This window comes from Hyphomonas oceanitis (assembly GCF_036964545.1).
In the GTDB taxonomy this organism is placed as follows: domain Bacteria; phylum Pseudomonadota; class Alphaproteobacteria; order Caulobacterales; family Hyphomonadaceae; genus Hyphomonas; species Hyphomonas oceanitis.
In genome coordinates this window covers 134,959-153,410 of record NZ_JBALTL010000001.1, presented here as the reverse complement: position 1 = coordinate 153,410, position 18,452 = coordinate 134,959, and the positions used below count along the sequence as shown (strand labels likewise).

Genomic DNA, 18,452 nt, shown 5'->3' with positions numbered 1-18,452 from the left:
TGTCTTGCGGGGCAGGCGGCAGCGCAGGAGGGTCCTGACGAGCCAGAACCTGAACTGGTCTGCGTTTTGATGATGCAGCACATTGAAGTGGAGGATGATCTAGATTTATCCCGACCGGATAGTTCACGCTGCAAAAATGTGCATCGCCGAATGAAGCCAATCAAGGTGTACGGGGATCGTCAGTTCAGCGATCCCGGCAGCTTCTCCGCTGCTACCAGCAAGGATATCGCCGACACGCTCGCCGATCACCCCGCTGAGATTCTGAACACGCTGCCGGGCGTCAACATCCAAATGAATTCCGGGCAGGAGCATTTGATTGCCATCCGCTCGCCGGTGCTGACCGGCGGGGCAGGACAGGGCAGTTTCCTGATCCTCGAGAATGGCGTGCCGACGCGCTCGCCCGCCTTTGGCAACGTCAACAGCCTGATGGAGCCGCATCATGAAGTGGCCGAGGCCATCGAAGTGGTGCGCGGGCCGGGGAGCGCCAAGTATGGCTCGAACGCCGTGCACGGGCTCGTCAACGTGATCCTCGGCAAGCCGGGCGATGGCAGCTTTGCCAGCGCGAGCTATGGCACGCTGGGGCGCTATCGCAGTGACGCAGCACTGGACGATGGCGAACATGTGCGCCTCGGCCTGTCGCTGCAGCATGACAATGGCTGGCGCGACAATACGGGCACCGACCAGCAGAAATTCTCGGCCGTCGGCGCTTATTCGCTGGGCGCGTGGGATGTGACGCCGTGGCTGTCAGCCTCGAACCTGAATCAGGAATCGGCGGGCTTTGTGAATGGCACTGACAGCTACAAGGACCGTGATCTCGTCAAGCAGAACCCGAACCCGGAAGCCTATCGCGACGCATGGTCGGCGCGGCTGGGTATGCGGGCTGAACGCGAACTCGGGCCCGGCACGCTGGTGCTGACGCCGTATGCGCATAGCCAGGCGATGATCTTCTCGCAGCACTTCCTGCCCAATGGCGGCGTCGAGAAGAACGGCCATACGGGCGGCGGCCTGATGGCGCGCTATGGCTGGCAGGCGAGCGAGATGCTGGAACTGCGCGTGGGCGCGGATGTGGATGTGGCGAGCGGCTACCTCAAGGAAATCCAGCCGGACCCGTTCGGCTTCTTTCCTGGCGACGGGCGCTTCCCGCAGGGCGTCCATTATGACTACACGGTCGACACGACCGAGCTGGCGCTATGGGGCGAAGCCGAGTTTGCGCTGGGCAACAATGTCAGCGTGCTGGCGGGCCTTCGCGGCGAGACGCATGAATATGATTATTCGACCGCTGCGCCGGTCGGCATCAATGGTCGCTTCAATGTGCCGGCCGACCGGACGGATGATTTCGACCTGCTGACGCCGAAGCTGGGCCTGATCTGGTCGCCGGGTGATGTGAGCTATTACGTGAACTATGCGCGCGGCGAGCGGGCACCGCAGGCCTCCGATCTCTATCGGCTACAGAGCCTGCAGGTGGCCGGGCAGGTGAAGACCGAGACGCTGGACAGCGTTGAGTTCGGTGCACGCGGCAGCGCCGTGGACGGACGGCTTGTGTTCGATGTCGCTGCCTACTGGATGGACAAGGAGAATTTCTTCTTCCGCGACAGTGACGGCCTCAACGTGCCGGACGGCTCGACGCGCCATGTCGGCGTGGAGGCCGCAGCGGCGTTCGATATTACCGATACGCTGGCGCTGAAGGGCAATGTCAGCTGGTCTGACCAGACCTATACGTTCGACCGCGTTGTCGGCTCAGGCACCGAGACAATCAGCGATGGCAACCAGATCGACACGGCGCCGGAATGGCTGGCCGATGCCTCGCTCGACTGGCAGGCGACAGAGGCGCTCGGCCTATCCCTATCGGTGGAACATGTCGGCGAATATTTCATGGATCCCGCAAATACGGCGACCTATCCGGGCCATACCGTGCTGTCGGCGCGGGGGTCCTATGCCTTCGGCGAGGGGACGGAAGTGTTCCTGATCGTGCGTAATCTGACGGACGAGGCCTATGCCGACCGCGCGGACCTCGCCTTCGGCAATGGTCGCTACTTCCCAGGCGAACCGCTCAATGCGACGCTGGGCGTGAGGAAGACATTCTAGATGAAGGCAGGCTCATCCTGAGCGAAGTCGAAGGATGAGCCGGGAGGTCAGTAGCACGCGCCCGTCCTTCGACTTCGCTCAGGATGAGCGCTACGATAATGAAAAGGGAGAGAGAAACAGATGAAACTTTACCAGAGCCCAAAGGCGCCAAACCCGGATCGCGTGGTCTTTTTCCTGCGCGCGAAAGGTAAGCTCGACGCTGTGGAGATGATCGATGTGTCGATCATGGATCAGCAGCACAAGACACCGGAATACCGTGAGGTCTCACCCTATTCGCAGGTGCCAGCGCTGGTGCTGGGCGATGGCACGGCGATCACCGAGAGCCGCGCGATCTGCACCTATCTGGAAGGCATCTTTCCCGAGCCAAACCTGATGGGCACGGACCCGAAGGAGAAGGCCCTGATTGAGATGTGGGACCGGCGCATCGAGCTGATGTTCTTCATCCAGTTTGCCGGCTGGTTCCGCAATTCGCACCCGATGATGGCGCCGCTGGAAGTGCCGCAAAGCCCCGAGGCTGCGGCCAAGGGCGAGAAAGCGGCGCGGTCGATGGCCAAGCGCCTCGACGCGCATCTTGCGACCCATGAGTTCGTCGCGGCAGACCGTTTCTCGATTGCGGATATCACGCTCTACATCGCCGTGGGCTTTGCCCGCGTGATGAAATGGGAGCCGCACAAGGAATTCGAACACCTTGGCCGCTGGCACGCCGCGATGACCGCGCGTGGGTTCGCGAAGGGCTGAGCCCTCGCAAACCCACTATTGGCGTCAGGCGTTCTTGATCGACATGCCGCCATCGACCGGGATGTGAACGCCATTGAGGAATGAGGCAGCCGGCAGGACCAGCGACAGGGTCATGTTGGCGACCTCTTCCGGAATGCCGTAACGGCGCAGCGGCACGCGGCGCTTGGCATAGATTTCCTTGTGCTCGTCAGGAATGCCGCTCGTGATGCCGGTGATGATCGGGCCGGGGCAGATGCAGTTCACGGTGATGCCTTCGCGGCCGAGATCGACCGCAAGGCCGCGCGTCAGGCCGATCACGCCATGCTTGGCGGCAACGTAAGGCGAGTTGCCGGGCGTTGCGCCGAGGCCTTCGGTGGAGGCGATATTGACGATACGCCCCCAGCCATTCTTGCGCATGTAGGGCAGGGCGGCGCGGATGGCGCGCTGGTGCGAGGTGAGCATGACATTGATGCTCGGGCCCCAGCTGTCTTCATAGCTTTCCTCGCCGACATCGCCCGCTTTGGCGAAGCCGGCATTGTTCACGAGTATGTCCATGCCGCCGAAATGGGCGGCGGCCTCGTCGACCACGCGCTTGATGGCGTCAGCGTCGCTCACGTCCAGCGCCCAGCCCTTCACATGACCGATGCCAGCCGCGTTTATCTCGTCGACAACGCGGTCAACGTTTTCCTGTTTCAGGTCGGTGACCGCGACATTCGCACCTTCGCGGGCGAAGAGGTGGGCGGTTGCCCTTCCCATGCCGCTGGCCGCGCCGGTGATGAGGGCGGTCTTGCCTTTGATGGAGCGGGAAAGTTCCTGATAGGGGGGCTGGGTCATGCTTTGGGCCTTTTCACTTTGATTGTGCCGGAAAAATTGAGAACGGGGCGGCCGTCAGCCGTGATGATGCCGCGTACGAAGGTGATGGAGCGGCCCTGGCGCAGCAGGTCGCCCCGCGCCTCGAGCAGCTCGCCCTCACGGGCGCCATCGAGGAATTCTGCGGTAAAGGCGACGGTAAGGCCATAAACGCCCTCCATGCCCTGATGGCCGATGGCGAAGAGGGCATAGTCCGCGAAGGTCATCAGGCAGCCGCCGTGCACGACGCCGCCGGCGTTCATGTGCTTGCGCTGGGCGCGAAAGGCCGCAACCGGGCCTTTTTCGTCGGTCCGCATGTAGAACGGGCCGGCCGTGTCGTATTCGAATGGCTCTTCGGGCCAGGTGTGCCAGCCCTTGAACTCGCCTTCTGTTACTTCCGTCGTCACCATTTGCGGCTTGTTCCTCCCTTTTGGCTTTGATACCGCACGGTCACCCTTCGACAAGCGTGCCCCAACGGCATATCATCTTGCCGACAAACATAAATGGGAGCCTCCATATGGCCTTCGATGCCGAAATCCGCGCCGCCCTGATCGAGCAGGTCAATCGTTTTGTGACCGAGAAATGCATACCGATCGAGGCCGAAGTCGGCGACAATGATGCCGTGCCGCAATCCATCGTCGACGAGATGAAGAATCTCGGCCTGTTCGGCATTGCCGTGCCGGAAGAATACGGTGGCCTCGCGCTCGACATGGAAACCGAATGCCTCGTGGCGTTCGAGCTCGGCCACACGTCGCCAGCCTTCCGCTCGGTTGCAGGCACCAATATTGGTATCGGCAGCCAGGCGCTGGTCCTGTTCGGTACGGATGCGCAGAAATCCAAATGGCTGCCCGGCATTGCCAGTGGCGACCTGATCGCGAGCTTCGCGCTGACCGAGCCGGAAGCAGGCTCTGACGCCGGCAGCCTGACCACGAAAGCCATCCGCGACGGCGACCATTACGTGCTGAACGGCACCAAGCGCTACATCACCAATGCCAACAAGGCGGACCTGTTCACCGTCATGGCGCGCACCGATCCGTCGACGCCGGGCGCCAAGGGCGTCAGCGCCTTCATCGTCGAGCGTAATACGCCGGGCGTGTCGGTCGGCCAGCCCGAGAAGAAGATGGGCCAGCAGGGCGCGCATATCTGCGACGTGATCTTCGAAAACGCACGCGTGCCGGTCGAGAACCGCCTTGCGGGCGAGGGCGAAGGCTTCAAGGTGGCCATGAGCGTGCTCGACAAGGGTCGCCTGCACATCTCGGCTGTCGCCACGGGTGTGTCAGAGCGCCTGATCAAGGAAATGGTCAACTATTCGCTGGAGCGCAAACAGTTCGGCAAGCCGATCATGGAACACCAGATGATCCAGGCCATGATCGCCGACAGCCAGGCCGAGACCTATGCGGCCCGCTGCATGATCCTCGACGCTGCCCGCCGCCGCGATGCGGGCGAGGATGTCACCATGCTGGCCTCGTGCACGAAACTGTTTGCCACCGAGGCCTGTGGCCGCGTGGCAGACCGCGCCGTGCAGGTGTTCGGCGGGGCCGGTTACGTCACCGATTATGGCATTGAGCGTTTCTACCGCGACGTCCGCATCTTCCGCCTCTATGAAGGCACGACTCAGATTCAACAGATCATCATTGCGCGGGAACTCGCCCGCGCCGCCAAAGCGGGAAAGCTATAAATGTTCGACCACGACCCTACAGACCCGCACGAAGTTGGCCTCAATCCGGACCGTCTCGCGGCCATTCCTGAGTATTTCAGAACCAATTATATCGACACCGGCAAGGTGCCGTGCATGGCGACGCTTATTTCGCGCGGCGGCGAGATTGCGCTGGAAGACTATTCCGGCACGACGCATCTCGGCAGCGGCGAGCCCATCGGCCCGCACACGATCTTCCGCATCTATTCGATGACCAAGCCGATCACGTCGCTGGCCGCCATGATGCTGTTCGAGGAAGGCAAGCTGCGCCTCGACCATGATGTCAGCCGGTACATTCCCGAATTCGCGGACGTGATGGTCTATGAGAGCGGCGAGGGTGATGCGATCAAGACCCGCAAGCCGGACCGGCCGATGAAAGTGCTGGACCTCTTCACCCATACGTCAGGCCTCACCTATGGCTTCATGATGCAGCATCCCGTGGATGCGCTGTACCGCAAGGAAAAGATCGGTCGGCCTGACGAGACGCTCCTGCAAATGTCGAAGCGCCTCGCAAAGCTGCCGCTGCAATGCTCGCCCGGTGATGAATGGTGGTACAGCCACTCGATCGATGTGCTCGGGGCAATTGTCGAGATTGCATCCGGTATGGAGCTCGACGCCTTCTTCCGCGAGCGCATCACGGGCCCACTTGGCATGCACGATACAGATTTCTGGGTGCCGGAAGACAAGATCGACCGCCTGATGGCTTGCTACCAAAAAGATGCGCAAACGGGCGAAACAACGCTGGCCGATGCGGCAGGCGCCGAGTCGCGCCTCTATGCGAAACGACCGACTCTGCTGAATGGCGGCGGCGGTCTTGTATCCACCATGCGCGACTATCATCGCTTCTGCCTGATGATCCTGCGCGGCGGCACGCTTGATGGTGAACGTATTATCAGCCCCAAGACGCTGGAATTCATGCGCCAGAACCATCTTCCCTTTGGCCAGACCATGCGCGACATGGGCAAGTCCATGTTCACCGAAGTCATGGCCGATGGCGTCGGCTTTGGCCTTGGCGGCTCGGTGGTTACCGATGTCGTCGCCGGCATGCAGCCGGGCAGCGAGGGCACGTTCAGCTGGGGCGGTCTGGCCTCCACCTATTTCTGGATTGACCCGGAAGAAGAGATCATCGGCATTCAGGCGACGCAGCTCATGCCGTCCTCCTCCTATCCGATGCGCCAGCAATTCCAGCAGCTTGCCTATGCGGCGATCGACTGGTGAGCGAGCCGGGACATAGTGCAGTGCGCGAGGCGATCCTGTCGCTGACCGCCGAATGCGGCGTCGGCAAGACGATCAGCGCCGAACAAGCGGCCCGCGCTGTGAGCGAGGAGAACTTCCAGCGCGTGCTCAAGGATGTGCGCGCTGAAGCCGTCCGCCTCGCCAAGGCGGGCACGATTGCGATTTACCGGAAGGGCAAGCCTGTGGAGAATCTCGACACGTTCAAAGGCGTATACCGTCTCGGCCTGCCGCCAGCCTAAAGTCCCTATGGTTTGTAGGGGCTGCCATAGCGGCGTAGCTTGGTTCGCACCGTTTCACCGGTGATATGCAGCATATAGAGCCGGTCGAATTCGCCCAATTCGTTAATTTCCGTACCGGGATCTCCGCCCAGAAATTCCACCAGTGGGGGAGTCGTGTTGGAATGACCCACAACCAGAATTGTGCCGGTCTGCGCCCTCAGCTGGTTCGCGAAGGCGGGCAGGTCTGAGGCATCATATAGCTCCACAGGCAGGCTCAGGGCCGCTGCCAGCGGCGCCGCTGTCTGGCGTGTCCGCGCCGTATCTGTGGAATAAATCTGCGTGATCCCGGCATGTTTCAGCGTCAGCGCCAGTTCTTCAGCGCGTGCGAGACCTTCAGCGGTCAGCGAGGGGTCATCGCCGACCTGCTTTTCCGCGTGGCGAACAAGGTAGATCACCGTTTCCGGTGGTGGCGGTGAAGACATGCAGGCGGCAGACAGAACCGCAGCGGCCATCAGGCCCGCAAAGGCGCGCCGGGAAACCCTCATGCGACTTGGGGTCTGGCGATGGGGTCATCCAGCGAGAAAGCGTAGGAACTCGGGCCGTGCATGCGCAGATGCTGCAGGCGGTCCCATCCGTCACTCATCGTGAAACGCTCGTCACGTGGGGCCCACCACATGACGAATCCGGGGCCCTGGCTGCGGTCGAGCTGCGATTGCAGGCGGCGCATGCCGGCAGGGTGCGTCTTGCCGGAATAGACGAAGCGCCGCATTTCCTCGAGCGATGTCCAGCCGGCCATGGTGCAGACATCCGGTATGCCCAGCTCTTCCGCATAGGGGAATGCCTGATACAGGTCGCGCCAGATGCCACTGGGCTCGCGAACGCCATGGCGATGCCAGTGAAGCCCTTCGAAGGAGTCGGCGTCGCTGAATATTCGCGGCAGGATCGACAGGAAAACCCGCACGAACTCATTCTCGAACGTAAACGCGCCTGTCGGGCGCGCACAGTTGAAATGAATCAGCCTGTAATCCATGCAGGTAACCGCCCCCCCCGGCCCAAATATATAGTCGCCGGGAAAATGTCACGGATGCCTTACTCCAGTGTTAACTGGAGCGGAATTTCTGCAATCTGAAGATGATTATTTGCCTTTGAAGACGGCTTTCCGCTTGCCGAGAAAGGCCTTAACGCCCTCAGCAAAATCTTCAGACCGGCCAGCGGTGCGCTGGGACAGGCGCTCGGCCCGCAGGGCTCCTTCGAAATCGCCGTCACAGGCCGACCAGATCAGCTTGCGCGTCATGGCGAGCGCCATTGTCGGACCTTCGCTGAGCTGCTTGGCCAGCTGTTTTGCCGTGTCCATCAGCGCGTCGTCTTCGACCACGCGGTTGACGAGGCCCCAGGACATGGCCTGTTCGGCAGGAATCTTTTCGCCCAGCAGGGCCATTTCCATGGCGCGAACACGGCCGATCGTGCGGGCCAGCAGGTAGGTCGAGCCACCATCGGGAACGAGGCCGATGCGGCGGAATGCCTGCAGGAAGTAGCCGCTCTTGGCGCAGATCACGAGATCGCCGATCAGGCCGAGGGCGCAGCCGACACCGGCTGCCGCGCCGTTCACGGCCGTGATGACCGGATGCGGGTGGTCCTGAATGGCCAGGATGAGCGGATTATAGTGGGTTTCCAGGGCGCGGCCGGCATCGGGCATCGAGCCCGGATGGCTGAGCGCCGTGCCGCTGCCGGGGTTTGCGCCGAGGTTCGCACCAGAGCAGAAGCCGCGGCCTTTGCCTGTGAGGATCGTGCAGCGGGCTTCGCGCGCAGCCGTCTCGAACGCATGCAACAGTTCTTGTGCGGTATCGATTCCGCAGGCGTTCATGGTGGACGCATCGTCGAAGCTGATGATGGCCGTATCGCCGTCCAGTTCGTAGGAAATTTTTGAATAGGCCATCTTTGTTTCTCTCCCGGAAGTTTGTGTCGGCAATCTAGTAAGTTTGCCCGCCTTGTGAACGCCTCACGCAAGGGCAATGCATTTCGCTTTGTTAAGTGCTGAACGCGAGCTACACTGTTCACTTACAAATATGGCTATGGGAGATTCTGGAATGGCACTCGACAGCGCAACAGGCAGCGGCATGAGCTCCATCCTCACGCGACAAAAGGCGGCAAACCTGCGCGACGGCATACCGTCCGCTGCGAAAAGGATCGAATGGCTCGACAAGTCCATCGACCTTCTGATCACCCACGGCGACGCCTTCAACGAGGCCATGTGCGAGGATTTCGGCCATCGTTCCAAGGACCAGTCGGCCTTTACCGACATTGCGTCCTCGATCGCCGCGCTCAAGTTTGCCAAGAAGCACCTTCACAAGTGGATGCAGCCAGACAAGCGCGGCGTCGAGTTCCCGCTCAATCTTCTGGGCTCCAAAGCGCAGATCCAGTTCCAGCCAAAAGGCGTGATCGGCGTCATCAGCCCGTGGAACTTCCCGGTCAACCTGACCTTCACGCCGCTTGCGGGTGTCTTCGCCGCCGGCAACCGTTGCATGATCAAGCCGTCGGAATTCACCGAGGCGACGTCGGAACTGATGAAGTCCGTGATTGCGCAATATTATGACGAGGAAGAAATGGCCGTAATCACCGGCGGCCCCGAAGTCGGCGCCGAGTTCACGAAGCTGCCTTTCGACCATATCCTCTTCACTGGCGCGACTTCTGTTGCAAAGCACGTCATGCGTGCGGCAGCCGACAACCTTGTCCCGCTCACGCTTGAGCTGGGCGGCAAGAGCCCGGTCATTCTTGGCCGCTCCGCTGACATGCAGAAAGCCGCCAACCGCATCATGGCCGGCAAGACACTTAACGCCGGGCAGATCTGCCTCGCGCCAGACTATGCCTTCGTGCCCAAGGAAAAGACCGCCGAGTTCACAGCGGCTGCCACGAGTGCGGTCCAGAAAATGTTCCCGTCCGGACTGAAGGACAATGACGACTACACGTCCATCGTAAATCAGCGCCACTATGATCGGATCATGTCCTATATAGAGGACGCGCGGGCCAAAGGCGCTGAAGTGATCGAAATCAATCCGACCGGAGACAATTTCTCGCAACAGCCTCACCACAAGATCGCACCGCACATCATCGTCGACCCGACCGACGACATGACCGTGATGCAGGACGAGATCTTCGGCCCCATCCTGCCGATCAAGTCCTATGGTGAAACCAGTGATGCGATTGCCTACATCAACGCCCATGACCGCCCGCTGGGGCTCTACTATTTCGGCGAGGATTCGGCCGAGCGCGACAAGGTGCTCAACAATACGACTTCGGGCGGCGTTACCGTCAATGATGTGCTCTTCCATGTCGCACAGGAAGACCTGCCATTCGGCGGCGTTGGCCCCTCCGGCATGGGCAGCTACCATGGCCGCGAAGGCTTCTACGAATTCAGTCACCGCAAGTCCGTCTATACCCAAACCGGCAGTGAGATGCTGGCCATGATCCGTCCTCCCTATGGCGACGCTTTCCGCAAGCAGGTGAAAGGTCGCCTGAAGCGTTGACGGTTTAGACTTTCGTATTACCTCCCGCACTATATTGAGCCGTTGGCACGGAGGCCATGACATGTTGAGTTCGCTTGAAGGCTTCAAGTCCGTGGTGCTCGATCAGCTCGGTGAGGGCGTTATTATCGCTGACGCCGATGGCCGAATTATCAGCGTCAATCGCGCTGCGGAGGAAATTCACGGACGCTCACTTGTCGGTGGTGCCCCTGATTCGTATTCGGATGATTATCAGTTGCTGACGATGGATGATGCGCCCCATCCGCCTGACGAGCTGCCGCTCGCACGTGCCGTGATGCGTGGCGAGGATGTTGTTGACGCTCCCTGGAAGATCCGCCGACCCGACGGCACGGTCGTCATCGCCGTGGGAACGGCACGACCTGTACGCGACTCCGAAGGTGTCCAGATCGGTTCCGTCCTGACGCTCCGTGACGAGACATCACGCGTCATCGCGGAACAGGCCTTGCTTCAGGCGCTCGAAATGAAGGAGCTGCTCCTTTTCGAGGTCAATCACCGGGTCCGCAACAGCCTCCAGATCGTGGCCTCGCTCGTTGCCCTGCCAATGAAGCGCATTGACGACGAGATTGCGCGCGAGACGCTTTCACTTACGCGGCAGCGGATCGAAGTGATCACGGCCGCCCATCGCAGCTTGTACGAGCTTGGCACGCACGACCATGTCGACTGCGCCCAGCTCCTGCCCGACCTTTGTGCAACCGTCGTGCAGACTTACTCTGTGGACGATCATATTCGGCTGACATGCCAGACAGAGGGCGAGATCGTGCTTCCGGTCAGCAAGGCTGTCTCGGTCTGCCTTGCGGTGACGGAACTTGTGACCAATGCCTGCAAGTATGCCTTCACGCAGCGCGACAAGGGGGCGATTCACGTCGCGCTTGAAAGCGATGGCGAGACTGTGCGCATTGAAGTCGAAGACGACGGCATCGGCATGCCCGCGCACGGCCCACGCACCAAGCACTCCGGCATCGGCACCATCCTGGTCGAATCATTGACGCAATCTGTTGGTGCTGATGTCAAAATTGAAACAGGACCGGCAGGCACGAAATACGTAATCACGTTCAACCGGCCTCCGGCGGAACATGATTTCTCGTCTTCCCTGATCGCAAAACGGCGCAAGGCAGCCTCGTAAGGCTCCTGCGCCGATTGGCAAATTCTAACGTTTCAGGAAGGCCGGTACGTCGTCGCCGAAGCCTTTTACACGCTCCGGTGCGGGGGCGAGGATAAGATCGTCATCCTTGCGCTTCTGGTCGCGTGGCGGGCGTCCGCCGCGTGAGCTGCGCTCGGACGAACGGGCCGGCTTCTCAGCGGTTTCCGCTTTTTCCTTCGGCTCGGCCTTCTCGGACTTGTCAGCTTTCGGGGCGCGCTGGCGTTTCGGCTTTTCAGCGCGTTCGGCCTTCTCGGAAGGTTCTGGCTTCTCGGCGACGTCCGCCTTTTCGGCGACTTCGGCTTTCGGTGCTTCTTCCTTGGCTTCCACCTTCGGAGCGTCGTCGCCGGACGAGCGGCGCGAACGGCCACGTTCGGGGCGATCACCACGGCCACGGCTGCTGCTTCCGCTGCTGCGGCTGCTGCCACCACTGCGTCCGCCACGGCTCGAGCGTTCTTCCGGCGGCAGGTTCTCAAGCTCTTCGAGCAGGCCTTCGGGCATATATTCCTCGACGTCCTGCTGGATCATCTTGAGGACAAAGCCCCAGGACTTTTCGTCGCTCGGCGAGACGACCGTAAAGCTCTTACCGCTCCGTCCGGCACGACCTGTCCGGCCGATCCGGTGGACATAGTCCTCGTCTTTCGGTGGCGGCGAATAGTTGAACACATGGTCGACGTCCGGAATGTCGAGACCACGGGCGGCCACGTCAGATGCGACCAGCAGTTTCAGGTCGCCATCGCGGAAGCGCTGGAGCACTTCGGTGCGGAAGGCCTGCGGCAGGTCGCCGTGGATGGCGGCAGCGTCATGGCCATGCTTCTGCAGGGAAGCCGCAACGATATCGACTTCGACCTTGCGGTTGCAGAACACGATACCGTTTTTCACATCACACGACTCAATCACGCGGCGCAGCGCGGTGCGCTTGGCCTTGGCGTCATTGCTCGGAATATGGACGACATGCTGGGTGATCGTCTTGGCGGCGTCCGTTGGGCGCGCAACCTCAATCTTCACCGGGTTGATCTGGAAGCTCTTGGCAAGCCGCTGGATGTCGGTCGGGAACGTGGCCGAGAAGAGCAGCGTCTGGCGCTTCGGTGGCAGCTTGGCGACGATCTTTTCGATGTCCGGGATGAAGCCCATGTCGAGCATGCGGTCGGCTTCATCGATGATGAGATAGTCGACACCCATCAGCAGCAGCTTGCCGCGTTCGAACTGGTCCATCAGCCGACCCGGCGTCGCGATCAGAACATCAACACCGCGCTGGAGCAGGCCTTCCTGCTCCTTAAAGCTCACGCCGCCGATCAGCAGCGCCATGGTGAGCTTGAGATACTTGCCGTATTTCTCGAAATTCTCGGCCACCTGGGCGGCGAGTTCGCGCGTGGGGCAGAGAATCAGGCAGCGCGGCATGCGCGCCCGGGCCCGGCCGCGGGCGAGACGGTGGATCATTGGCAGCACGAAGGCGGCCGTCTTGCCGGTGCCGGTCTGGGCAATGCCCGTCACGTCGCCGCCGGAAAGAATGTGGGGGATGGCTTCCATCTGGATCGGCGTGGGGGTTGTGTACCCAGCTTCTTCTACAGCTTTCAGCACGTTCGGCCCGAGGCCGAGATCTGCAAATGTTACGTCGTTCAAAGTGTTTCCAGTCCAAGGATTGTTGATAATACCCGACGCTGCCCGAATGGCAGCTTTGCCGGGCGAATCCTGAGCCCGGAGCGTCTGTTGCGGTGCACATAATGCAAAAACGCCCGCCAGTACAGGCGGGCGTCTCAGTTTCCGTAAATTCACGGATGGGGTGACGTCTGATTAACCGAGGTTCTTGTTGGCAAAGTCCCAGTTGATCAGCTTGTTGATGAATGCGTCCATATAGTTCGGACGGCTGTTCTGGTAGTCGAGGTAATAGGCGTGTTCCCAGACATCCATGGTCAGGATTGGCGTCACACCAGCTTCTGTCAGCGGTGTTTCGGCGTTTGGCGTCTTGGTAATGGCCAGTTTGCCATCCTTCAGCACCAGCCAGGCCCAGCCTGAACCGAACTGGCCGCCACCGGCTGCCTTGAAGTCTTTCACGAACTGGTCGTAGCCGCCGAGATCGCTCTCGATCTTGGCGGCAATCTTGCCGGTTGGCTTGCCGCCGCCGTTTGGTGTCATCGAGTGCCAGTAGAACGTGTGGTTCCACACTTGGGCGGCATTGTTGAACAGGCCGGCCTTGGATTTGTCAGCGGCAGTGACCTTGATGATCTCTTCGAGCGACTTGCCCTCGAGATCGGTGCCTTCAATCATCTTGTTGAGATTGTCGACATACGCCTGATGGTGCTTGCCGTGGTGGTAGTTGAGGGTCTCCTCGGAAATGTGAGGAGCGAGGTCTCCGCGTCCATAAGGGAGGTCGGGAAGGGAAAAAGCCATGAGATCGTCCTTTCTTGCATAACATTGACTGGTGTATCAGCGCGTCTTCCCACATATGGGTTCCATGTCAAACGAGACTAGCCCTCTGAGCAAAACACAATGGAAGGCAATCGACGCCCGCGTTAAGCGCGTGGACGAAGATCGCTGGATATCCAGTCGTTTCGCCCCCGAAATATACCGCAACGCCCTGATAGCACTTTATGCGCTGGCTTACGAGTTGGCCCGCGTGCGGCTGGCCGTGACCGAAGACACGCTCGGCGCCATCCGCTTCCAGTGGTGGCGCGATGCCCTCTCCGAGATCGAGGCCGAGAAGACGCCGCGCTCCCATGACGTCTGCCTCGCTCTCTATGAGGAAGTCGCGTGCCAGCGCCTGAAAGTGGGCGCCCTGCAGAAACTGGTCGATGGCTACCAGGCCGCTTTCGAGGCTGAGGACCGCGCGCGCGAGCCTGAGGCCTGGCTCGCCGCGGTCGCCGCCAGCGTGCTCGCCGGTGCCCATGGCTGGGGTACGGAGATACAGGAAGTCGCGCCTGCCTATGCCGCGACCCGTCGCAGCGACACCAAGGCGTTCGGCCCACACGTTGCCCCGGCGCCGAAGCCCATCCGGCCTGCCATCGCCCATTTCCGCCTGCGCAAGTTCTACTCAGAAGGCCGCGATCCGAACGCTGTCACCAAGCGTCTCAGCATCATGAAGGCGATGAATACCGGGCAGGTCTGACAATCTGTCTCCTGAACAAGTCTGGAACCAGACCGGTTTTTGTGCGCTTCTCCTGACAAGGCAGGAGAAATAAATGAAACATAGAAATGTCGCATCGGCTGCGCTCATCATGGCGCTCGGCGCAACACTGGGCGCCTGCAATGGCAACCAGACACTCCCCATCGAGACTGGCTTTGGCCCGGCGCCCGACCTGCCCAAACCCACAGACAAGCTCCTGCCGACCGTGAATGTGGCCACCGCCAAGGCATGGACAGGCGATGCGAAGCCGACGCCCGCCGCCGGCCTCGCGGTCAACCAGTTTGCCGCAGACCTCGACCATCCCCGCTGGCTCTACCAGCTGCCGAATGGCGACGTACTCGTCGCTGAAACCAATGGCCCGCCGCGCCCGGAAGATGGCGACGGCATTCGCGGCTTCTTCATGAAGCGCGTCATGGCCAAGGCTGGCGCCGGCGTGCCCAGTGCAAACCGCATTTCCCTCCTGCGCGATGCGGACGGCGACGGCGTGGCTGAAACCCACACGACCTATCTTAGCGGCCTCAACTCGCCCTTCGGCATGACGCTTGTCGGCGACACGCTCTACATCGCCGATACGGATGCCATCGTGACCGTGCCCTATGTTGAGGGCAACACCACGAACACTGCCACGCCCCAAGAGTTCTTTGCCCTCCCGGCGGGCGAGATAAACCATCACTGGACCAAGAATGTCGTCGCCAGCCCTGACGGCACCAAGCTCTACGCCTCTGTCGGCTCCAACAGCAATGTCGCCGAAAACGGCATCGAGGCCGAAGAAGGCCGCGCCGCCATCTGGGAAATCGACATTGCCTCCCGTGAGGGCCGCGTCTTCGCCACGGGCCTGCGCAATCCCGTCGGCATGGATATCGATCCGTCCACCGGCACGCTCTTCACTGTCGTCAACGAACGCGATGAACTCGGCAACAATCTCGTGCCGGACTATCTCACCTCTGTGAAAGACGGCGCCTTCTATGGCTGGCCCTACAGCTATTACGGCCAGACCATCGACACGCGCGTCGAGCCGCAAAAACCGGATCTCGTCGCCAGCGCCATCGCGCCGGATTATGCCCTCGGTTCGCACACGGCCTCGCTCGGGCTCGACCTGACGAGCGGGTCGACCGGCGCCATGGCCACGCATTACGGCGAAGGCGCCTTCATCGGCCAACATGGCTCGTGGAACCGCAAGCCGCGCAGTGGCTACAAGGTCATCTTCGTGCCCTTCGCCAATGGCATGCCATCAGGCGAGCCAGTGACCGTGCTCGATGATTTCATGACTGATGACACCGCCCATGGCCGCCCTGTCGGCGTCCTGCTCGACCAGTCCGGCGCTCTCCTTGTTGCAGACGATGTCGGCAACCGCATCTGGCGCGTCACGGCGCAGTAAAGCCTAACGCCGCGCGCCTTCAATCAGCGCGCGGCCATCAAGGCTCGGCGACCGGAACCCGCCATCATGCGCAAACGGCATCACCGCGCCTGACCGCAAAGCCCCAAGCACGGCGGCGAAATCCGTCTCGCAGCGAAACCCGAGTTCCCGCTCTATCCGCGAGGCGTCATAAACGCGCCCGATCTGCTGCGGCAGGCGCCACCCCCGGCTTGCATAGAGGTCAGCGGCATCCGGGAAGTGCTGCAATATGACCGCAGCGGCATCGCGCTTCAGGGCGGCACATTCCGACCGCGCAAACGGGCTCAGCGCCGATACGATATATAGCCCAAAGCCCACATCCGGCGCCTTCTCCAGCGCCACGAGATGGGCTCGCGCTGCGTCCTCAACCGTCAGCCGACGGTGCAGGAATTCATTGGCTTTCAGATTTTCCGGCGGTGGGTTCGACAGCGTGTCATCATCCTCGGGAAAGAAGCGCGACGTGCGCAGCACAACGCAGTTCAGCCCGGTCTCCAGCGCAAACTGCCGGCACAGCCCCTCAGCCGCCAGTTTCGTCACGCCGTAAATATTGCGCGGCGCCAGCGGCCCCTGATCCTCGTCCAACCACACGGCCTCCGCCGATGCCTCGTCCCGGATGGCCTGCGAAATCATCAGCGATGTCGTGGATGTCATCACGAACCGGTCATGCCCCGCCGCCACCGCCGCCTCCAGCAGGTTCAGCGTGCCGGTCACATTCGTGTCGATAAAGGCCTGGCGCGGAAACCGCGCAATATCCGGCTTGTGCAGCGCGCCTGCATGAATGATAGCTTCAATGCCATGATCCGCGAATATCTGGTCGACCAGCGCACGGTTTGCGACAGTGCCGATCACCTGCGTAAACGGTCCCGGCGCCACATCCAGCCCAACGACGCGGTGCCCGCACGCCTCCAGCAAGGGCGCCAAGTGGCGTCCCAGCCAGCCCGTCGATCCGGTGAGCAGAAGTTTCAAAGGCCTGCTCCCTGACTGTCTCTATTCCGCGGGCACCAGCTCGGCTTCACCCGCCAGCCACGCATCGACATCCTGCAGCGCGCGCACGGCCTGGGCCATCTTCTTGGCCCGGCCCTTGTCCTTGCCGCGAAGGCGTTTGCCGTCCGGGCCGACTTTCGAATAGTCGGTAATGTCCGGAAACAGGCCGAAATTCACGTTCATCGGCTGGAAGGTCTGCTTGCCCTGCAAATGGCCGCCTGTGATGTGCAGCACCAGCGAGCCGAGCGCCGTGGTCGGCGGTGGCGGGGGCAGGGTGCGGCCGAGGCGTTCGGCCGCCGCAAAGCGCCCGGCGAGCAGGCCCATGGCCGCGCTCTCGACATAGCCTTCAACGCCCGTCACCTGACCTGCAAAGCGCAGGCGCGGTATGGATTTCATGCGCAGCTGCTCGTCCAGCAGTTTCGGCGAATTCAGGAACGTGTTGCGGTGGATGCCGCCCAGCCGCGCGAACTCGGCCTTCTCGAGGCCGGGGATCATGCGGAAGATTTCCGCCTGCGCGCCATGTTTCAGCTTGGTCTGGAAACCCACCATGTTCCACAGCGTGCCGAGGGCATTGTCCTGGCGCAGCTGCACAACGGCGTGCGATTTCACGGTCGGGTCGTGCGGATTGGTCAGGCCGACCGGCTTCATCGGTCCGAAACGCAACGTCTCGCGCCCGCGCTCGGCCATCACTTCGATTGGCAGGCAGCCTTCGAAATAGGGCGTGTCTTTTTCCCAGTCCTTGAACTCGGTCTTAGGTGCCGCGATCAGCGCATCGAGGAAGGCATTGTACTGGGCCTCGTCCATAGCGCAGTTGATATAGGCCGCCGTGTCGCCGCCGGGGCCGGGCTTGTCATAGCGGCTCTGGCGCCAGGCCTTCGTCATGTCGACGGAGTCCATGTAGATGATCGGCGCGATGGCATCGAAGAAGGCGAGGTCGCCTTCGCCCGTATGCGCATGGATCGCCTCGGCCAGCGCCTGCGAGGTCAGCGGGCCGGTCGCGATGATCACGCTGTCCCAGTCTTCGGGCGGAATACCGGCGATTTCCTCACGCACGATGGTGACCAGCGGATGGGCTTCCAGCTTGGCGGTAATCGCCTCGGCAAAGCCCTCGCGGTCGACGGCCAGCGCACTGCCAGCGGGCACCTGATGGTCAGCCGCCGTGGTGATAATCAGGCCGCCAGCCCGGCGCATTTCCTCATGCAGAACGCCCACGGCATTGGTCGTATGGTCGTCCGAGCGGAACGAATTGGAGCAGACCAGCTCGGCCAATTGGTCCGTCTGGTGGGCTTCTGTGCCCTTTACGCCCCGCATTTCATGCAGGATCACGGGCACGCCCGCGCTCGCTGCCTGCCATGTCGCTTCCGATCCGGCCATGCCGCCACCGATAATATGGATAGGTTTGATGCTCATGGGTGGGACATGCGCAGGCCAGCCCGGCGCGTCAAGATGGTGTTTGCCGCCCGGCGC

At 61.6% G+C, this 18,452-nt stretch carries 18 protein-coding genes; 9 read left to right on the top strand and 9 right to left on the bottom strand.

Translation table 11 applies throughout. The features are described from left to right. Positions 1-150: 150 nt before the first annotated feature. Positions 151-2,085, top strand: a complete 1,935-nt coding sequence (locus V7651_RS00780) for a TonB-dependent receptor (protein WP_335611861.1) — start codon at positions 151-153, stop codon at positions 2,083-2,085. 120 nt (positions 2,086-2,205) lie between these two features. Continuing rightward, entirely contained in the window at positions 2,206-2,823 is a 618-nt protein-coding gene (locus V7651_RS00775; protein ID WP_335611860.1) for a glutathione S-transferase family protein, read from the top strand. A 24-nt stretch (positions 2,824-2,847) separates the two neighbouring features. Here V7651_RS00775 and V7651_RS00770 read toward each other — a convergent pair whose 3' ends face one another. Both V7651_RS00770 and V7651_RS00765 read right to left on the bottom strand, forming a co-directional pair. Then, the gene (locus V7651_RS00770; RefSeq protein WP_035535817.1) at positions 2,848-3,636 is read right to left on the bottom strand and encodes an SDR family NAD(P)-dependent oxidoreductase; all 789 of its coding nucleotides are present in this window, start codon (positions 3,634-3,636) and stop codon (positions 2,848-2,850) included. Next, positions 3,633-4,061, bottom strand: a complete 429-nt coding sequence (locus tag V7651_RS00765) for a PaaI family thioesterase (RefSeq protein WP_051624468.1) — start codon at positions 4,059-4,061, stop codon at positions 3,633-3,635. Before V7651_RS00765 ends, V7651_RS00770 begins: the two co-directional genes overlap by 4 nt. 107 nt (positions 4,062-4,168) lie before the next feature. Here V7651_RS00765 and V7651_RS00760 point away from each other — a divergent pair, with 107 nt between their 5' ends. Genes V7651_RS00760 through V7651_RS00750 form a run of 3 tightly spaced genes read left to right on the top strand, consistent with a single transcriptional unit; the run spans position 4,169 to position 6,822 of the window. Then, positions 4,169-5,329, top strand: a complete 1,161-nt coding sequence (locus V7651_RS00760) for an acyl-CoA dehydrogenase family protein (protein WP_335611859.1) — start codon at positions 4,169-4,171, stop codon at positions 5,327-5,329. Beyond that, the gene (locus V7651_RS00755) at positions 5,330-6,565 is read left to right on the top strand and encodes a serine hydrolase domain-containing protein (RefSeq protein WP_335611858.1); all 1,236 of its coding nucleotides are present in this window, start codon (positions 5,330-5,332) and stop codon (positions 6,563-6,565) included. Continuing rightward, entirely contained in the window at positions 6,562-6,822 is a 261-nt protein-coding gene (locus V7651_RS00750) for a DUF3253 domain-containing protein (RefSeq protein ID WP_335611857.1), read from the top strand. The genes V7651_RS00755 and V7651_RS00750 overlap by 4 nt, the downstream gene beginning before the upstream one ends. Before the next feature lie 5 nt (positions 6,823-6,827). Here V7651_RS00750 and V7651_RS00745 read toward each other — a convergent pair whose 3' ends face one another. The 3 genes from V7651_RS00745 to V7651_RS00735 all read right to left on the bottom strand — a co-directional run bounded on the left by V7651_RS00745 (position 6,828) and on the right by V7651_RS00735 (position 8,737). Then, positions 6,828-7,346: a SixA phosphatase family protein gene (locus V7651_RS00745; protein WP_335611856.1), complete on the bottom strand. Its 519-nt coding sequence runs from the start codon at positions 7,344-7,346 to the stop codon at positions 6,828-6,830. Next, the gene (locus V7651_RS00740; RefSeq protein ID WP_035535823.1) at positions 7,343-7,831 is read right to left on the bottom strand and encodes a DUF3291 domain-containing protein; all 489 of its coding nucleotides are present in this window, start codon (positions 7,829-7,831) and stop codon (positions 7,343-7,345) included. Before V7651_RS00740 ends, V7651_RS00745 begins: the two co-directional genes overlap by 4 nt. A 105-nt stretch (positions 7,832-7,936) precedes the next feature. Next, positions 7,937-8,737, bottom strand: a complete 801-nt coding sequence (locus V7651_RS00735; protein ID WP_034737436.1) for an enoyl-CoA hydratase/isomerase — start codon at positions 8,735-8,737, stop codon at positions 7,937-7,939. 151 nt (positions 8,738-8,888) lie between these two features. On the opposite strand from V7651_RS00735, the gene V7651_RS00730 reads away from it, so the two are divergent. Together V7651_RS00730 and V7651_RS00725 are read left to right on the top strand one after the other, a co-directional pair. Further along, positions 8,889-10,325 (top strand): coniferyl aldehyde dehydrogenase, encoded by a 1,437-nt coding sequence (locus V7651_RS00730; protein WP_035535824.1) that lies wholly within the window; start codon positions 8,889-8,891, stop codon positions 10,323-10,325. Between the two features lie 61 nt (positions 10,326-10,386). Then, positions 10,387-11,466: a sensor histidine kinase gene (locus tag V7651_RS00725; RefSeq protein WP_051624471.1), complete on the top strand. Its 1,080-nt coding sequence runs from the start codon at positions 10,387-10,389 to the stop codon at positions 11,464-11,466. Between the two features lie 24 nt (positions 11,467-11,490). Here V7651_RS00725 and V7651_RS00720 read toward each other — a convergent pair whose 3' ends face one another. Both V7651_RS00720 and V7651_RS00715 read right to left on the bottom strand, forming a co-directional pair. Continuing rightward, a complete protein-coding gene (locus V7651_RS00720; protein WP_035535825.1) occupies positions 11,491-13,104 on the bottom strand; it encodes a DEAD/DEAH box helicase in 1,614 nt (537 codons plus the stop codon). Between the two features lie 171 nt (positions 13,105-13,275). Next, on the bottom strand, positions 13,276-13,872 hold the full coding sequence (locus tag V7651_RS00715) for a superoxide dismutase (RefSeq protein ID WP_035535826.1): 597 nt from the start codon (positions 13,870-13,872) through the stop codon (positions 13,276-13,278). A 64-nt stretch (positions 13,873-13,936) separates the two neighbouring features. Between V7651_RS00715 and V7651_RS00710 the strand changes: the two genes are divergently transcribed. Next, positions 13,937-14,587 (top strand): squalene/phytoene synthase family protein, encoded by a 651-nt coding sequence (locus tag V7651_RS00710; RefSeq protein WP_162174797.1) that lies wholly within the window; start codon positions 13,937-13,939, stop codon positions 14,585-14,587. Positions 14,588-14,660: 73 nt separating this feature from the next. Continuing rightward, positions 14,661-15,983, top strand: a complete 1,323-nt coding sequence (locus V7651_RS00705) for a PQQ-dependent sugar dehydrogenase (protein ID WP_035535827.1) — start codon at positions 14,661-14,663, stop codon at positions 15,981-15,983. A gap of 3 nt (positions 15,984-15,986) precedes the next feature. Here the strand turns inward: V7651_RS00705 and V7651_RS00700 are convergent, their stop codons facing one another. Together V7651_RS00700 and trmFO are read right to left on the bottom strand one after the other, a co-directional pair. Next, positions 15,987-16,967: an NAD-dependent epimerase/dehydratase family protein gene (locus V7651_RS00700; RefSeq protein ID WP_051624473.1), complete on the bottom strand. Its 981-nt coding sequence runs from the start codon at positions 16,965-16,967 to the stop codon at positions 15,987-15,989. A 21-nt stretch (positions 16,968-16,988) separates the two neighbouring features. Continuing rightward, positions 16,989-18,395, bottom strand: coding sequence for a methylenetetrahydrofolate--tRNA-(uracil(54)-C(5))-methyltransferase (FADH(2)-oxidizing) TrmFO (gene trmFO / locus V7651_RS00695; protein ID WP_035535946.1), 1,407 nt, complete (start codon positions 18,393-18,395; stop codon positions 16,989-16,991). Between the last annotated feature and the right edge of the window lie 57 nt (positions 18,396-18,452).

Excerpts from the sequence above, each read along its gene's own strand:
- V7651_RS00780 (WP_335611861.1), top strand. The coding sequence starts at position 151 with ATGAAGCCAATCAAGGTGTACGGGGATCGTCAGTTCAGCGATCCCGGC.
- V7651_RS00775 (WP_335611860.1), top strand. The coding sequence starts at position 2,206 with ATGAAACTTTACCAGAGCCCAAAGGCGCCAAACCCGGATCGCGTGGTC.
- V7651_RS00770 (WP_035535817.1), bottom strand. The coding sequence starts at position 3,636 with ATGACCCAGCCCCCCTATCAGGAACTTTCCCGCTCCATCAAAGGCAAG.
- V7651_RS00765 (WP_051624468.1), bottom strand. The coding sequence starts at position 4,061 with ATGGTGACGACGGAAGTAACAGAAGGCGAGTTCAAGGGCTGGCACACC.
- V7651_RS00760 (WP_335611859.1), top strand. The coding sequence starts at position 4,169 with ATGGCCTTCGATGCCGAAATCCGCGCCGCCCTGATCGAGCAGGTCAAT.
- V7651_RS00755 (WP_335611858.1), top strand. The coding sequence starts at position 5,330 with ATGTTCGACCACGACCCTACAGACCCGCACGAAGTTGGCCTCAATCCG.
- V7651_RS00745 (WP_335611856.1), bottom strand. The coding sequence starts at position 7,346 with ATGAGGGTTTCCCGGCGCGCCTTTGCGGGCCTGATGGCCGCTGCGGTT.
- V7651_RS00740 (WP_035535823.1), bottom strand. The coding sequence starts at position 7,831 with ATGGATTACAGGCTGATTCATTTCAACTGTGCGCGCCCGACAGGCGCG.
- V7651_RS00735 (WP_034737436.1), bottom strand. The coding sequence starts at position 8,737 with ATGGCCTATTCAAAAATTTCCTACGAACTGGACGGCGATACGGCCATC.
- V7651_RS00730 (WP_035535824.1), top strand. The coding sequence starts at position 8,889 with ATGGCACTCGACAGCGCAACAGGCAGCGGCATGAGCTCCATCCTCACG.
- V7651_RS00725 (WP_051624471.1), top strand. The coding sequence starts at position 10,387 with ATGTTGAGTTCGCTTGAAGGCTTCAAGTCCGTGGTGCTCGATCAGCTC.
- V7651_RS00715 (WP_035535826.1), bottom strand. The coding sequence starts at position 13,872 with ATGGCTTTTTCCCTTCCCGACCTCCCTTATGGACGCGGAGACCTCGCT.
- V7651_RS00710 (WP_162174797.1), top strand. The coding sequence starts at position 13,937 with ATGTCAAACGAGACTAGCCCTCTGAGCAAAACACAATGGAAGGCAATC.
- V7651_RS00705 (WP_035535827.1), top strand. The coding sequence starts at position 14,661 with ATGAAACATAGAAATGTCGCATCGGCTGCGCTCATCATGGCGCTCGGC.
- trmFO (WP_035535946.1), bottom strand. The coding sequence starts at position 18,395 with ATGAGCATCAAACCTATCCATATTATCGGTGGCGGCATGGCCGGATCG.